The organism is Piscinibacter sp., from assembly GCF_047600445.1.
Classification (GTDB): Bacteria; Pseudomonadota; Gammaproteobacteria; order Burkholderiales; family Burkholderiaceae_C; genus Piscinibacter.
The window spans coordinates 211,311-225,541 of sequence record NZ_JASGKT010000001.1 but is presented as its reverse complement, the minus strand read 5'-3'; the positions used below and the strand labels follow the sequence as shown (position 1 = coordinate 225,541).

Annotated in this window: 13 protein-coding genes; 4 read left to right on the top strand and 9 right to left on the bottom strand. The window is 71.5% G+C overall.

What is annotated here, in order from left to right; genetic code table 11:
- The first annotated feature begins 40 nt into the window (after window positions 1-40).
- Entirely contained in the window at window positions 41-1,312 is a 1,272-nt protein-coding gene (locus QM792_RS01050) for an HD-GYP domain-containing protein (RefSeq protein WP_415147318.1), read from the top strand.
- Between the two features lie 21 nt (window positions 1,313-1,333).
- Here QM792_RS01050 and QM792_RS01045 read toward each other — a convergent pair whose 3' ends face one another.
- From QM792_RS01045 to glpD, 7 genes are all read right to left on the bottom strand, one after another.
- A complete protein-coding gene (locus tag QM792_RS01045) occupies window positions 1,334-3,067 on the bottom strand; it encodes an ABC transporter substrate-binding protein (RefSeq protein WP_415147317.1) in 1,734 nt (577 codons plus the stop codon).
- Window positions 3,068-3,150: 83 nt separating this feature from the next.
- Window positions 3,151-3,459 carry a DUF2160 domain-containing protein gene (locus QM792_RS01040; protein ID WP_415147316.1) on the bottom strand — a complete coding sequence of 103 codons (309 nt, stop codon included), beginning with the start codon at window positions 3,457-3,459 and terminating at the stop codon, window positions 3,151-3,153.
- A 343-nt stretch (window positions 3,460-3,802) separates the two neighbouring features.
- Complete coding sequence (locus tag QM792_RS01035; RefSeq protein ID WP_415147315.1) at window positions 3,803-4,615, bottom strand: carbohydrate ABC transporter permease; 813 nt, start codon at window positions 4,613-4,615, stop codon at window positions 3,803-3,805.
- Complete coding sequence (locus QM792_RS01030; protein ID WP_415147314.1) at window positions 4,608-5,495, bottom strand: carbohydrate ABC transporter permease; 888 nt, start codon at window positions 5,493-5,495, stop codon at window positions 4,608-4,610. Before QM792_RS01030 ends, QM792_RS01035 begins: the two co-directional genes overlap by 8 nt.
- Window positions 5,492-6,526, bottom strand: a complete 1,035-nt coding sequence (locus tag QM792_RS01025) for an ABC transporter ATP-binding protein (RefSeq protein WP_415147313.1) — start codon at window positions 6,524-6,526, stop codon at window positions 5,492-5,494. Before QM792_RS01025 ends, QM792_RS01030 begins: the two co-directional genes overlap by 4 nt.
- Before the next feature lies 1 nt (window position 6,527).
- Window positions 6,528-7,592 (bottom strand): ABC transporter ATP-binding protein, encoded by a 1,065-nt coding sequence (locus tag QM792_RS01020; protein ID WP_415147312.1) that lies wholly within the window; start codon window positions 7,590-7,592, stop codon window positions 6,528-6,530.
- Window positions 7,583-9,145 (bottom strand): glycerol-3-phosphate dehydrogenase, encoded by a 1,563-nt coding sequence (gene glpD / locus QM792_RS01015; protein ID WP_415147311.1) that lies wholly within the window; start codon window positions 9,143-9,145, stop codon window positions 7,583-7,585. Before glpD ends, QM792_RS01020 begins: the two co-directional genes overlap by 10 nt.
- Window positions 9,146-9,271: 126 nt before the next feature.
- Here glpD and QM792_RS01010 point away from each other — a divergent pair, with 126 nt between their 5' ends.
- From QM792_RS01010 to QM792_RS01000, 3 genes are read left to right on the top strand one after another with little or no spacing between them, the layout of a single operon-like run.
- A complete protein-coding gene (locus QM792_RS01010) occupies window positions 9,272-10,036 on the top strand; it encodes a DeoR/GlpR family DNA-binding transcription regulator (RefSeq protein ID WP_415147310.1) in 765 nt (254 codons plus the stop codon).
- Window positions 10,033-11,616, top strand: coding sequence for a glycerol kinase GlpK (glpK, locus tag QM792_RS01005; RefSeq protein WP_415147309.1), 1,584 nt, complete (start codon window positions 10,033-10,035; stop codon window positions 11,614-11,616). Before QM792_RS01010 ends, glpK begins: the two co-directional genes overlap by 4 nt.
- Complete coding sequence (locus QM792_RS01000) at window positions 11,616-12,254, top strand: glutathione S-transferase family protein (protein ID WP_415147886.1); 639 nt, start codon at window positions 11,616-11,618, stop codon at window positions 12,252-12,254. The genes glpK and QM792_RS01000 overlap by 1 nt, the downstream gene beginning before the upstream one ends.
- Here the strand turns inward: QM792_RS01000 and QM792_RS00995 are convergent.
- Both QM792_RS00995 and QM792_RS00990 read right to left on the bottom strand, forming a co-directional pair.
- On the bottom strand, window positions 12,245-12,898 hold the full coding sequence (locus tag QM792_RS00995) for a nitroreductase family protein (RefSeq protein WP_415147308.1): 654 nt from the start codon (window positions 12,896-12,898) through the stop codon (window positions 12,245-12,247). The genes QM792_RS01000 and QM792_RS00995 overlap by 10 nt on opposite strands.
- Complete coding sequence (locus QM792_RS00990; RefSeq protein ID WP_415147307.1) at window positions 12,895-14,229, bottom strand: tetratricopeptide repeat protein; 1,335 nt, start codon at window positions 14,227-14,229, stop codon at window positions 12,895-12,897. Before QM792_RS00990 ends, QM792_RS00995 begins: the two co-directional genes overlap by 4 nt.
- Between the last annotated feature and the right edge of the window lie 2 nt (window positions 14,230-14,231).

Genomic DNA, 14,231 nt, shown 5'->3' with positions numbered 1-14,231 from the left:
CGTGCCGATAGGCCGGGGGACAGCCCGACCAGGAGCCTCCATGCCCACCCCGCCCCGCAGCGCCCCGGCCTTCGCCAGCGCCAATCCGCATGCGCTGGCCGCCATCCTCGAAGCGAGCGAGACGCGCCGCATCATCGCGGTGACCGACATCTTCGACCTCGCCGGCACCAAGCTGTGGGCGCGCCACCAGCCGGTGTCGGCCGAGCTGCAGCGCAAGCTGCTCGACCGCAAGCTGCGCGAGCCGCTCGAAGCCTGCCTGCTCGCCGAAGAGGGCGTCACGCTCGCTTCGCTGGCGGGCGACCTGTCCGCGCTGATCGACGGCGACGGCCGCCTCGCGCCGCTGCTGCGCCCGCAGGCGGCGCGGCTGCTGCGCGAAGTCACGCACCTGCACCTGCACCCGGTGGCGCAACTGCTGCTGTCGGCCGCGCAGGCGGCGCGGCCGGCGGTGTTCGAGCATGCCGTCGCGGCGATGGCGCTGGCCGGCGCGCTGATGGCGCGCCACGGCGGCCAGGCGCCGGAGATCCGGCTGGCGATGCTGGCCGGCCTGCTGCACGACCTGGGCGAGATGTACGTCGCGCCCGAGTCCGGCGAGGCCGAGGCCGACCGCGAGCTCGACGCGCTGAGCTACCGCCAGCTCGTCGTGCATCCGCACGTCGGCCTGCTGCTGGTGGCACAGCTCACCAACTACCCCGCCGTGGTGGCGCGCGCGGTGGCCGAGCACCACGAGCGGCTCGACGGCTCGGGCTACCCGCACCGCCTGGCGGGCGACCGCATCTCGGTGTTGGGCCGGCTGGTCTGCGTGGTCGAGGCGGCGCTGGCCGCGCTGCGCAGCCCGCACGACGGCCTGCCGCGCGCCGGCGTGGCGTTGCGCGCCGTGCCGGGCGAGTTCGACCTGGCCTGGGTGGGCCACCTGATGCACGCCGTGCTCGGCGAGCCGGCGCTGCGGCCGGTGCTGGAGCCGGCCGAGATCCGTGCCCGCCGCGCCGCGCTCGGTGAGGTGCTGCAGGCGGCCGAGGACAACATCGCGCTGCTCGCCGTGGGCGAGCGCTCACCCGCGCTGCGCGCGGCGCTGGATCTGGCATCGTTCCTGGTCGCGCGGCTGCGCATCGGCTGGAACGAAAGTGGCCTGTGGCATGTGCAGGCCGCCACCGGCGCCGACGCCGCCGAGGTCGAGGCGATGGAAGACGAGCTGTACTTCCGCCTGCGCGGCGTCCAGCGCGCCGTGACGCTGCGCGCCGGCGAGCTGCCGGCCGGCGAGGCCGGCGTGCTCGCGGCGCTGTGCGAGTCGCTGCCGATGGGCAGGATGGGCTGAACCCACCCCGCCGTCATCAGCTCAACGCACCTTGCCCGCCTTCCAGGCGTTCAGCAGCGTGTCGTAGCCGATGGTCTCGCCCTTGGGCTTCTCGTTGGCCAGCTTCTTCCACGGCGCGCCCTTGTCGGACAGCCACTTGTCGGGGCTCTCCTTCTTGTTGAGCTTGGGCGCGCAACGTGCCATGCCGGCGCGTTCGAGGCGGGCCATCACCTGGTCCATCTCCTCGGCGAGGTTGTCCATCGCCTGCTGCGGCGTCTTCTCGCCGGTCACGGCCACGGCCACGTTCTTCCACCAGAGCTGCGCGAGCTTGGGGTAGTCGGGCACGTTGGTGCCGGTGGGCGACCAGGCCACGCGCGCCGGGCTGCGGTAGAACTCGACCAGGCCGCCGAGCTTGGGCGCCATGTCGGTCATCGCCTTGCTCTGGATGTCGCTCTCGCGGATCGGCGTCAGGCCGACCAGGGTCTTCTTCAGCGACGTGGTCTTGGCCGTCACGAACTGCGCGTACAGCCAGGCCGCGGCGGTGCGGTTCTCGTCGTGCTTGTCGAAGAAGGTCCACGAGCCCACGTCCTGGTAGCCGTTCTGCATGCCCTGCTTCCAGTACGGGCCGTTGGGGCCGGGTGCCATGCGCCACTTGGGCGTGCCGTCGGCGTTGACCACCGGCAGCCCCGGCTTGGTCATGTCGGCGGTGAAGGCGGTGTACCAGAAGATCTGCTGCGCGATCTGGCCCTGCGCCGGCACCGGGCCGGCCTCGCCGAAGGTCATGCCCATGGCTTCCTTGGGCGCGTACTTCTTCATCCAGTCCACGTACTTGGTCAGCGCGTAGACGGCGGCCGGCGAGTTGGTGGCGCCGCCGCGCGAGACCGAGGCGCCCACCGGCGTGCACTTGTCGGCGGCCACGCGGATGCCCCATTCGTCGATGGGCAGGCCGTTGGGGTTGCCGATGTCGGCGGCGCCGGCCATCGACAGCCAGGCGTCGGTGAAGCGCCAGCCCAGGCTGGGGTCCTTCTTGCCGTAGTCCATGTGGCCGTAGATGGGCTTGCCGTCGATGGTCTTCACGTCGTTGGTGAAGAACTCGGCGATGTCCTCGTAGGCGCTCCAGTTCAGCGGCACGCCCAGGTCGTAGCCGTACTTGGCCTTGAACTTGTCGCGCAGGTCCTGCCGCGCGAACAGGTCGGCGCGGAACCAGTACAGGTTGGCGAACTGCTGGTCGGGCAACTGGTAGAGCTTGCCGTCGGGCGCGGTGGTGAAGCTGGTGCCGATGAAGTCCTTGACGTCCAGCCCGGGGTTGGTCCACTCCTTGCCCTTGCCCGACATGTAGTCGGTCAGGTTCATGATCTTGCCGTAGCGGTAGTGCGTGCCGATCAGGTCGGAGTCGGAGATCCAGCCGTCGTAGATCGACTTGCCCGACTGCATCGAGGTCTGCAGCTTCTCGACCACGTCGCCTTCCTGGATCAGGTCGTGCTTGACCTGGATGCCGGTGATCTCGCCGAAGGCCTTGGCGAGCGTCTTCGATTCGTACTCGTGCGTGGTGATGGTCTCGGAGACCACCGAGATCTCCTTCACGCCCTTGGCCTGCAGCTTCCTGGCGGCCTCGATGAACCACTTCATCTCGGCCATCTGCTGGTCCTTGTTCAGCGTGGACGGCTGGAACTCGCTGTCGATCCATTTCTTCGCTTCGGCCTCGCCGGCCCATGCGCCCTGGCCGAGGCTCAGGGCGATGGCCGCGAAGGCCACGGCGTTCAAGCGCAACTTCATTCGGGTCTCCTCAGAATCGCTTCCCTTGTGTGATGGGCGCGCCGGCCGGGCAGCGAAGCCGGCGGCCCTGAAAACGCGGTGCGTCAGCCCTTGCGCATCACCAGCGCGAGCAGCGCCATCGACAGCGCGAAGCCGATCCAGATCGACGGCTCCTCGTCGAGGCTCATCCATTCCATCAGCTTCTCGCTGACGGCGACGAAGCCGAGGTTGAGCCAGGCCGCCGACAGCAGCCCGATGAAAAGCCGGTCGCCGCGCGTGGTGGCGATCGGCAGGAAGCCGCGCCGCTCGACGGTGGGCGAGCGGACCTCCCAGATCGTCATGCCGGCCAGCATCAGCACGATGCAGGCGAAGAAGATCGCCACCGGCGTGGTCCAGGCCATCCAGTCGAACATCGTCAATTTCCTCCTGTCGTGCGGCGAGGGGAGCTTTGGGAGCGAGGGGCGCGGCCGCGGGGTGGCCCACTCCGCTCATGTCCCCCGGCTCGGGCTGCGCCCGAGCCTCCTCCTTTACTTCGCTGCGTGGGCCACCCCACGACCGCGCCCCCACCACCAACGAAGGCGTGCGGCGATCCACAGCGCTCGCTGGCGCCGGCTTGGCCCGGTGGGGCGCCCTGCGCAGCGAAGTCAAGGAGGAGGTCACGGCCGCAGGCCGTGGCCGGGGGACATGAGCGGAGCAGGGCGCCTCGCCGGGCCGAGCTCGCTCCACCGGTTGCAGGCAAAGCCACGCTCATGCTCATCACACCCGCCCCATCGCGAAGCCCTTCGCGATGTAGTTGCGCACGAACCAGATCACGATCGCACCGGGCACGATGGTCAGCACGCCGGCGGCGGCGAGCACGCCCCAGTCCATGCCGGAGGCGCTGACGGTGCGGGTCATCGTCGCGACGATCGGCTTGGCGTTGACGCTGGTCAGCGTGCGCGCCATCAGCAGCTCGACCCACGAGAACATGAAGCAGAAGAACGCCGCCACGCCGACGCCGGCCTTGATCAGCGGGATGAAGATGGTCAGGAAGAAGCGCGGGAACGAGTAGCCGTCGATGTAGGCGGTTTCGTCGATCTCGCGCGGCACGCCGCTCATGAAACCTTCCAGGATCCACACCGCCAGCGGCACGTTGAACACCAGGTGCGCCAGCGCCACCGCGATGTGCGTGTCCATCAGCCCGAGCGTGGTGTAGAGCTGGAAGAAGGGCAGCAGGAACACCGCCGGCGGCGTCATGCGGTTGGTCAGCAGCCAGAAGAAGACGTGCTTGTCGCCGAGGAAGGAATAGCGGCTGAACGCATAGGCCGCCGGCAGCGCGACGAGCAGCGAGACGACCGTGTTGATCGCCACGTAGATCATCGAGTTGATGTAGCCCGAGTACCAGGACGCGTCGGTGAAGATCACCTTGTAGTTGTCCCAGGTGAAGGCCTGCGGCCACAGCGAGAAGGTGCCGAGGATCTCCTCGTTGGTCTTGAAGCTCATGTTGACCATCCAGTACACCGGCAGGATGGCGAACACGAGGTAGGCGATCAGGAAGACCACCCGCTTGTGGAAACGCTGCTCATGCATGGGCCGCCTCCTTGTCCGCGGTGCCCACGCGCTGCATCCAGTTGTAGAGGATGAAGCACAGCAGCAGGATGATCAGGAAGTAGATCAGCGAGAAGGCCGCCGCGGGGCCGAGGTCGAACTGGCCGACGGCCTTCTGCGTCAGGTACTGGCTGAGGAAGGTGGTCGCGTTGCCGGGCCCGCCGCCGGTCAGCACGAAGGGCTCGGTGTAGATCATGAAGCTGTCCATGAAGCGCAGCAGCACCGCGATCATCAGCACGCCGCGCAGCTTGGGAAGCTGGATGAAGCGGAACACCGCGAGCTTGGAGGCGCCGTCGATGCGCGCCGCCTGGTAGTAGGCGTCGGGAATCGCGCGCAGCCCGGCGTAGCACAGCAGCGCCACCAGCGGCGTCCAGTGCCACACGTCCATCACCAGCACGGTCAGCCAGGCGTCGGTGGCGTTGCCGGTGTAGCTGTAGTCGATGCCCAGCTTGGCCAGCGCCGCGCCGAGCAGGCCGATGTCGGTGCGGCCGTAGATCTGCCAGATCGTGCCGACCACGTTCCACGGGATCAGCAGCGAGATCGCGACGATCACCAGCACCGCCGAGGCCTTCCAGCCCCTGGCCGGCATCGCCAGCGCCAGCGCGATGCCCAGCGGGATCTCGACCACCAGCACCGCCAGCGAGAAGCCGATCTGGCGCAGCAGCGCGCCTTGCAGGTCGTCGTCGCGCATCACCGCCTTGAACCACTCGGTGCCGACGAACACGCGGCGCTCGGGCGAGATGATGTCCTGCACCGAGTAGTTCACCACCGTCATCAGCGGCAGGATGGCCGAGAAGGCGACGCAGATCACCACCGGCAGGATCAGCAGCCAGGCTTTCTGGTTGACGGGCTTGACGTTCATGTCACCAGTTCCTCGTTGGCGCCGTACCAGCAGGTGTGCGTGCCGGCCAGCGCGAGCCAGACGCTCTGGCCGACGCGCGGCAGCGCCTGCTCGCCGCCGAGCCGCGCGCGCACCACGCTGCCGTCGGCCAGCGCGGCGCTGAGCAGCCAGTAGGTGCCGATGTCCTGCAGCCGCGCCACCGTGGCGGGCACGGCGCCGGCGGCGTGCGGCGCCGCGAGCGTGACGTACTCCGGCCGCACGCCCAGCGTCGCCGCGCCGGCCGGCGCGCCGCCGAGCACCGAGGCCGGCAGGAAGTTCATGCCCGGCGAGCCGATGAAGTGGCCGACGAAGGTGTGGCGCGGCCGCTCGAACAGCTCGCTGGCCGTGCCCACCTGCACCGCGCGGCCGCGTGTCATCACGACCACCTGGTCGGCGAAGGTCAGCGCCTCGACCTGGTCGTGCGTCACGTACACCAGCGTGAGCTTCAGCTCGTGGTGGATCTGCTTGAGCTTGCGGCGCAACTGCCACTTCAGGTGCGGGTCGATCACCGTCAGCGGCTCGTCGAACAGCACCGCCGACACGTCCTCGCGCACCAGCCCGCGGCCCAGCGAGATCTTCTGCTTGGCGTCCGCCGCGAGGCCGGCCGCGCGGCGGTCGAGCTGGCCCGAGAGTTCGAGCATCTCGGCGATGTGGCCGACACGCTGCCGGATGCGCTCCGGCGCGACGCCGCGGTTGCGCAAGGGGAAGGCGAGGTTCTCGGCGACCGTCATCGTGTCGTAGATCACCGGGAACTGGAACACCTGCGCGATGTTGCGCTGCTGCGGCGACAGCCGCGTGACGTCGCGCTCGCCGAACCTCACCGTGCCCTGCGAAGGCACCACCAGCCCCGAGATGATGTTGAGCATGGTGGTCTTGCCGCAGCCCGAGGGGCCCAGCAGCGCGTAGGCGCCGCCGTCGGCGAAGCTCATCTTCAGCGGCAGCAGCGCGTAGTCCTCGTCGCGCTGCGGGTTCGGGCGGTAGCTGTGGGCGAGGTCGAGGTCGATGCGGGCCATGTCAAGGTCCTTCCGGCGCGACCAGCAGGTCGCCGTTCGCATCGAACACGTACACCTGCGCCGGGTCGAGGCAGAGCGTCACCGCCGCGCCGAGCTGGAACTGGTGCACGCCGGTGAGCTGCGCCACCAGCTCGCCGACCGGCGTGGCGGCGTGCACGAAGGTGTCGGAGCCGGAGATCTCGGCCAGCTCCACGGTGCCGGGCAGCGCCACGTCGCCCTCGCGTTGCCGCACGCGCAGGGCGCTGGCGCGTATGCCGATGGTCAGCGCGCTGCTCGCGGTGCTGGGCAGGGGCACCGACAGATCGAGCCCGGACGCCAGCGTCACGCCGATCGACGCCGCGCTGGCCGGCAGCAGGTTCATCGGCGGGTCGCTGAAGGCGCGCGCGACGCGGATCGACTTCGGGCGCCGGAACACCTCGGCGGTGGGCCCGTACTGCAGCAGCTCGCCGGCGTCCAGCACCGCGGTGTGGCCGCCCAGCAGCAGCGCCTCGGTGGGCTCGGTGGTGGCGTAGACCACGGTCGATTCGCCGGCGGCGAAGAGCTGCGTCAGCTCCTCGCGCAGTTCCTCGCGCAGCTTGTAGTCGAGGTTCACCAGCGGCTCGTCGAGCAGCATCAGCGGCGCCTGCTTGGCCAGAGCGCGCGCCAGCGCCACGCGCTGCTGCTGGCCGCCGGACAGCTCGGCCGGCAGGCGCGCCAGGAAGGGCTCGATGTGCAGCCTGGCGGCCAGCTCGGCCACGCGCCCGGCGATGTTCTTCTCGCCGCGCAGCTTCAGCGGCGAGGCGATGTTGTCGGCCACCGTCATCGAGGGGTAGTTGATGAACTGCTGGTAGACCATGGCCACGTTGCGCTCGCGCACCGGCATGCCGGTGACGTCGCGGCCGTCGGCGATCACGCGGCCGGCGTGCGGCGCGTCGAGCCCGGCCATCACGCGCATCAGCGAGGTCTTGCCGGCCTGCGTGGCGCCGAGCAGCACCGTGACGGCGCGCGGCGCCAGCCGCAGGTCGAGCGGGTAGAGGTGGGTCGCCGCGCCCACCTTCTGCTCGATGCGCTCCAGCGTCAGTTCCATGAGGTCTCCGTCGCGGCCAGCCGTTCGCTGCGGGCCTGCCACCGCGCGCGGCACCAGTCGTCCACTGCGGCGCGCTGGCGTTCGTCGTAGTGCAGCCCGAGCTTGCTGCGCCGCCACAGCACGTCGTCGGCGCTGCGCGCCCATTCTTCGTCGTGCAGGAAGTCCAGCTCGGCTTCGTGCAGGCCGGGCGCCACCTCGGCGCCGAGCGGGCGCTGCAGCAGCCCGACGGCGCGCGAGCCGTAGGCGCGCGCCAGGCGCCGCACCAGCGGCGGCGCCAGTTCGGGGTGCGCCAGCGCGAGCGACTGCACGAAGCGGCTGAAGTCGCCGGCGATGTCGTGACGGGGCCGTTGCGTCGCGCCGAGGTCGCCGCCGGGCAGCAGCGCGCCTTCGGTCCAGGCGCCGCGCGCGCAGCCCAGCGGCGCGGCCAGCAGGTCGGCGGCTTCCTCGGCGAGCTTGCGGAAGGTGGTGATCTTGCCGCCCCAGACGTTGAGCAGCGGCGCCTGCGCGGTGTCGAGTTCGAGCGCGTAGTCGCGCGTCACCGCCGCCGGGTCGCCCGAGTCGTCGTCGAGCAGCGGGCGAACGCCGGAGTAGCTCCACACCACGTCGGCCGGCTGCACGGCGCGCGCGAAGTAGCGGCTGGCCTGCTCGCACAGGTAGGCGATCTCCCGCGTGTCGATGCGCGCCGCGCCGATCGCGCCGTGGTGCTCCACGTCGGTGGTGCCGATCAGCGTGAACTCGCCCTCGTAGGGGATCGCGAAGATGATGCGCTTGTCGGGGTTCTGGAAGATGTAGGCGTGCTCGTGCTCGAACATCCTCGGCACGACGATGTGGCTGCCCTTGACCAGCCGCAGCGCCTTGGCGCGCGGCGCGTGCGCATGCTCGGCGAGGAACTGCGCCGCCCACGGCCCGGCGGCGTTGACCAGCGCGCGCGCCGTCACGCTGCGCTCCTGGCCGTCGTCGCTGCGCAGCGTCGCCCGCCATTCACCCGCGCCGCGCCGCGCGGCGATGCAGGCGGTGCGCGTCAGCACGGTGGCGCCGCGCGCCTTGGCGTCCAGCGCGGCCAGCACCACCAGCCGGGCGTCGTCGACCCAGCCGTCGGAATAGACGAAGCCGGTGCGAAAGCGCGGCTTCAGCGGCGCGCCGGCCGGGTGCGAGCGCAGATCGACCGTCGCCGAGCCGGGCAGCACCTCGCGGCGCGCCAGGTGGTCGTACAGGAACAGCCCGGCGCGGATCATCCACGCCGGCCGCATGCCGGGGTCGTGCGGCATCACGAAACGCAGCGGCCGCATGATGTGCGGCGCGCTCTTGAGCAGCACCTCGCGCTCGGCCAGCGCCTTGCGCACCAGCGCGAACTCGTAGTACTCCAGGTAGCGCAGCCCGCCGTGGATCAGCTTGGTCGACGACGACGAGGTGTGCGAGGCGAGGTCGTCCTTCTCCGCCACCACGACGCTCAGGCCGCGCCCGGCGAGGTCGCGCGCGATGCCGGCGCCGTTGATGCCGCCGCCGACGACGAGCACGTCGCAGGCCAGCGGGGCGGGGGGCGGGGCGGTCATGTTCGTTTTGAGTTCGTGTGTTTTCGCTTTTGCGCGAAACGCTGCGTTTTAGCCTTTACGATGAGCGAATGCAAGCGGGTTAGCACTATGTCCGTTCGCCCGCTCCACAGCGCTACCCTCGCCGCCATGACACCGAATCCGCGCCAGTCGGACCTGCTCGAAGCCGTGCGCGACCGCGGCGTGATGACGGTGGAGGCGTTGGCCGAGCAGTTCGGCGTGACGCTTCAGACGGTGCGCCGCGACGTCAAGCTGCTGTCCGACGAGGGCCTGCTTGCGCGCTTCCACGGCGGCGTGCGCGTGCCGGCCTCGACCACCGAGAACATCGCCTACCGCCAGCGCCAGAAGCTCAACGAGGGCGCCAAGCAGCGCATCGCGCGCGCGGTGGCCCGGGCCGTGCCGGAGAACTGCTCGCTGATCATCAACATCGGCACCACCACCGAGGCGATCGCGCGCGAGTTGCTGCGCCACAAGGGCCTGCGCGTGATCACCAACAACCTGAACGTCGCGGCGATCCTGTCCGACAACCCCGACTGCGAGGTGATCGTCGCCGGCGGCGTGGTGCGCGGCCGCGACCGCGGCATCGTCGGCGAGGCGACGGTGGACTTCATCGCGCAGTTCAAGGTCGACATCGCGCTGATCGGCATCTCGGCGATCGAGGCCGACGGCACGCTGCGCGACTTCGACTACCGCGAGGTGAAGGTGGCCAAGGCCATCATCGGCCACGCGCGCGAGGTGTGGCTGGCGGCCGACCACAGCAAGTTCAACCGCCCGGCGATGGTGGAGCTGGCGCGGCTCGACCAGATCGACGCGATCTACACCGACGCGGCGCCGCCCGCGCCCTTTCCCGCGCTGCTGGCCGAGGCCGGCGTGCAACTGAACATCGCACCGTGAGCAAGTTCATCCTCGCCCTCGACCAGGGCACCTCCAGCTCGCGCAGCATCGTCTTCGACGCGCAGGGCCGCATCGTCGCGCTGGCGCAGCGCGAGTTCCGCCAGATCTACCCGCAGCCCGGCTGGGTGGAGCACGACCCGAAGGAGATCTGGGCCACCCAGCTCGCCACCGCGCGGGAGGCGCTGGCCAAGGCCGGGCTGAAGGCGGCCGACATCGCCTCCATCGGCATCACCAACCAGCGCGAGACCACGCTGGTGTGGAACCGCCGCACGGGCGAGCCGGTCTACAACGCCATCGTCTGGCAGGACCGGCGCGCCGAGCCCACCTGCGCGGCGCTGCGCGCGCAGGGGCTGGAGGCGCTGTTCAGGCGCAAGACCGGCCTGATCGTCGACGCCTACTTCTCCGGCACCAAGCTGAAGTGGATCCTCGACGAGGTGCCCGGCGCGCGCGCCGCCGCCGAGGCCGGCGAGCTGGCCTTCGGCACCGTCGACAGTTGGCTGATGTGGCAGCTCACCGGCGGCGCCGTGCACGCCACCGACGTCAGCAACGCCTCGCGCACGCTGATGCTGGACGTGCACACGAACCGCTGGGACGACGAGCTGCTGAAGATCCTGGCCGTGCCGCGCGAGGTGCTGCCCGAGGTGCGGCCCTCGTCGCACGTCTACGGCCACGCGCGCGCCGAGCTGCTCGGCGCCTCGCTGCCGATCGGCGGCGTGGCCGGCGACCAGCAGAGCGCGCTGTTCGGCCAGGCCTGCTTCAAGGCGGGGCTGGCGAAGAACACCTACGGCACCGGCTGCTTCATGCTGATGCACACCGGCACGCGCTTCCAGACCTCGGCCAACGGCCTGATCACCACCAGCGCCGCGCAGCCCCATGTCATGGCGCCCCCACGGCGCGACGCGCCGGCCCCCCGAGGGGGCGCCACGCCGGCTTCGGGCGGCCGGGCGCCGACGTGGACGCCCGAGTTCGCCCTCGAAGGCAGCGTCTTCATCGGCGGCGCGGTGGTGCAGTGGCTGCGCGACGGGCTGCGCGCGATCGAGGCCAGCGGCGCGGTGCAGCAGCTCGCGCAGAGCGTGCCCGACTCGGGCGGCGTGATGTTCGTGCCGGCCTTCACCGGCCTGGGCGCGCCCTACTGGAAGCCCGAGGCGCGCGGCGCCATCGTCGGCCTGACGCGCGGCAGCACGGTGGCGCACATCGCGCGCGCGGCGCTGGAGAGCATCGCCTTCCAGAGCGCCGCGCTCTTGCAGGCGATGAGCCGCGACGCGGTGGCCAGCGGCGGCGCGCCGGTGGCCGAACTGCGCGTCGACGGCGGCGCCTGCGTCAACGACCTGCTGATGCAGTTCCAGGCCGACCTGCTGGGCATCCCGGTGGTGCGCCCGCAGGTGATCGAGACCACCGCGCTCGGCGCCGCCTACCTCGCCGGGCTGTCCTGCGGCGTGTGGCGCGGGCTCGACGAACTCAGCGCGCAATGGCAGGTGGAGCGCCGCTTCATGCCGACGCTGGCGCGCGAGCGCGCGCAGGAGCTGATGCAGCGCTGGGAGCACGCGGTGGCGCAGGCGACGCTGGAGGCCGCGCCGTGATGCAGCTCCACTACTACCCCAGCAACGCCAGCATGACGCCGCACATGCTGCTGGAGGAACTCGGCGTGCCCTACGAGCGTGTGCTGGTCGACCGCGCGGCCGGCGCGCACCGCTCGCCGGCCTACCTGGCGCTCAACCCGAACGGCAAGATCCCGGTGCTGGTCGACGGCGAGCTGGTGCTCTACGAAACCGCCGCCATCGTGCTGCACCTGCTCGACACGCACCCGCAGGCGGCGCTCGCGCCCGCGCCGGGCGGCGCCGAGCGGGCGATGTTCTACAAGTGGCTGATGTGGCTGTCGAACACGCTGCAGGCCGAGATGCCGCTGTACTTCTACAGCGAGCGCTGGGCCGACGGCGCCGAGGGCGCGGCGCAGGTCAAGCGCCATGCCGAGGCGCACATCGCCGCCATGGTCGACCAGCTCGAAGCCGAGCTGGCGCGCCACGGCGGGCCGTGGTTCCTCGGCGAGCGCTTCGGCGCGCTCGACCCCTACGTCTTCATGCTGTGCCGCTGGACGCGCGGCATGGCGCGCCCGGCGCGCACGCTGCCGCGCCTGGGCGCCTACCTGCGGCGCATGCTCGCGCGCCCGGCCGTGCAGCGCGTGATCGCCAACGAGGCCCTGGCCGAACCCTACGTGTGAGCCGCCGGCCGGCCGACCGTCTGCGACAGCAGCAGGTGCTGGTCGGGCGACAAGCCCATCGCGTCGGCCAGCGCGCGCTGGTCGAACCAGGCGCGCAGCACCGCCGCCAGCCCCGACGACGCGCAGCACAGGTAGACGCTCTGCGCCATCGCGCCGGCGGCGGCGAAGGCATACGGCGCGCGCTGCGCTGCCGGCACCATCTTCATGCGCGCATGGTCGGCCACGTAGATCAGGTCCAGCGGCGCGGCGTCGACGAAGTCCTGGTAGCCGGTGACGCGCCGCACGTCGGCCGCGGCGACGAGCACCAGCGCATGCGCGGCCGGGTCGTAGCGGTACAGGCCGCCGGCCGTCGCGGCATAGACGTCGACCTCCTGCGCGTTGAGCGCGCTGGGCGTGGTGCGGCCGCCCAGCTCGGGCCGGTTGATGCCGGCGGCGGCCCACAGCACATCGGCGAGCTGCTGCGGCGCCAGCGGCTCGGGCGCGAACTCGCGCCGCGACTGGCGCTCGCGCAGCGCCTCGAACAGCGGCTTGCCGCCGCGCCGCTGCGCGGAGGGCAGGGCCATGGTCTGCGCGGCGTCGGGTGCGAGCGGCTGGGCCTTCAACTGGCCGATCAGGCCGAGGGCGAGTTTGGTGAGCGTGTTCATCGCGTGGCTCCGAGCGCGAGTCGTTCGCGCCAATGGTGGATTTGCGGCGTGCCGTCGCGCGCCAGGCTGCGTTCGTTGAGCAGCGCGCGGCCGAGCGCGCGGCTGCCGCCCGGCAGCGCGCAGGCGGCCAGCAGCGTCAGCTCGATCAGGTCGCGCTGCGCATGGCTGCCGCCGAAGCGGTGCGCCGTCTCGCGCAGCGGCGCGAGCAGCGCGATGGCGGCGGGCGCGTCGCCGGCGTCGAAGGCCAGCAGGCCGCGCATCAGCGGCAGGCCGACCTCGCGTGCCATCGCGGCGTTGCTGTCGCTGCCGCGTTCGGCGCGGCGCTGCACGGCGGCGACGAAGGCCTGCGCCGCGCCGGCCTCGCCCTGGCCGAGCAGCGCCATCAGCGCATGCGCGTCGTTGAAGGCCGAGTGGCCGGCGTCGCGCGGCGTCAGGTCCCAGCCGCGCGCGAGATCGGCCCAGCGCGCGCCCGGGTCGGCGCCGAGCAGCTTCAGCCGCCACAGCAGCGCCGCGCCGTCCAGGCGTTGCAGCGTCAGCACGGCATGCGCGCTGCCCTGGGTGGCGTCGTACAGCGCGAGCGCGCCGGCCAGGTCCATCGCTTCGAGGTGGAACAGCGCGAGGTGCCACCACAGGTGCCCGGCGAAGCCGTTGCCCTGCTGCCAGGCCGTGGACTGCGCGCTCAGCCAGGCGACGCCTTCGGCGTGGCGGCCCTGCATCTCCATCACGTGCGCGACGGCGTGCGTGGCCCAAGGCACGCGCGGCTCGGCCGCCAGGGCCTCGCGGCCCGCCGTCTCGGCCTGCGCGTGCAGGTTGCTCTCTTCCAGGCCGAAGGCGTGCATGCCCAGCAGGTAGGGGCGCAGCGCGTCGTCCGCCGGCCACTCTGGCAGCACGCGGGCGACGCGGCCGCGCAGGTTGCGCGCGTCGCCGCGGTAGAAGTCGAACAGGTGCGCCCATTGCAGCGCGTGGAGGTCGCGCGGGTGGTCGAGCAGGATGCGCTCCCAGGCCGCGCAGGCGCCGTGCCAGTCGCCCGAGGCGCAGCGGCTCGCGGCGGCCCAGTGGGCGCGCTCGCGCTCCGGCGCGCCGGCGGCCAGCAGGTCGGCCTGGTCGAGCGCGGCGCGCACGTCGGGCAGCAGCGAGGGCTCGGTGAGCGTGAGCAGGAAGCTCGCGCGCATCACGTGCGGCAGCATCCAGTGCGGGTCGGCGGCGATGGCCGCGTCTATGTCGGCCAGCGGCGCGTCGTAGAACGAGCACATGCGCCACAGCGCGGTCTCGGCATGCGCCAGCGCCTGCGGCGAAGCGGTGCCGACCGGGTTGCCGCGCGCGTCCCGCATCG

Excerpts from the sequence above, each read along its gene's own strand:
- QM792_RS01050 (WP_415147318.1), top strand. The coding sequence starts at position 41 with ATGCCCACCCCGCCCCGCAGCGCCCCGGCCTTCGCCAGCGCCAATCCG.
- QM792_RS01045 (WP_415147317.1), bottom strand. The coding sequence starts at position 3,067 with ATGAAGTTGCGCTTGAACGCCGTGGCCTTCGCGGCCATCGCCCTGAGC.
- QM792_RS01040 (WP_415147316.1), bottom strand. The coding sequence starts at position 3,459 with ATGTTCGACTGGATGGCCTGGACCACGCCGGTGGCGATCTTCTTCGCC.
- QM792_RS01035 (WP_415147315.1), bottom strand. The coding sequence starts at position 4,615 with ATGCATGAGCAGCGTTTCCACAAGCGGGTGGTCTTCCTGATCGCCTAC.
- QM792_RS01030 (WP_415147314.1), bottom strand. The coding sequence starts at position 5,495 with ATGAACGTCAAGCCCGTCAACCAGAAAGCCTGGCTGCTGATCCTGCCG.
- QM792_RS01025 (WP_415147313.1), bottom strand. The coding sequence starts at position 6,526 with ATGGCCCGCATCGACCTCGACCTCGCCCACAGCTACCGCCCGAACCCG.
- QM792_RS01020 (WP_415147312.1), bottom strand. The coding sequence starts at position 7,592 with ATGGAACTGACGCTGGAGCGCATCGAGCAGAAGGTGGGCGCGGCGACC.
- glpD (WP_415147311.1), bottom strand. The coding sequence starts at position 9,145 with ATGACCGCCCCGCCCCCCGCCCCGCTGGCCTGCGACGTGCTCGTCGTC.
- QM792_RS01010 (WP_415147310.1), top strand. The coding sequence starts at position 9,272 with ATGACACCGAATCCGCGCCAGTCGGACCTGCTCGAAGCCGTGCGCGAC.
- QM792_RS01000 (WP_415147886.1), top strand. The coding sequence starts at position 11,616 with ATGCAGCTCCACTACTACCCCAGCAACGCCAGCATGACGCCGCACATG.
- QM792_RS00995 (WP_415147308.1), bottom strand. The coding sequence starts at position 12,898 with ATGAACACGCTCACCAAACTCGCCCTCGGCCTGATCGGCCAGTTGAAG.
- QM792_RS00990 (WP_415147307.1), bottom strand. The coding sequence starts at position 14,229 with ATGCGGGACGCGCGCGGCAACCCGGTCGGCACCGCTTCGCCGCAGGCG.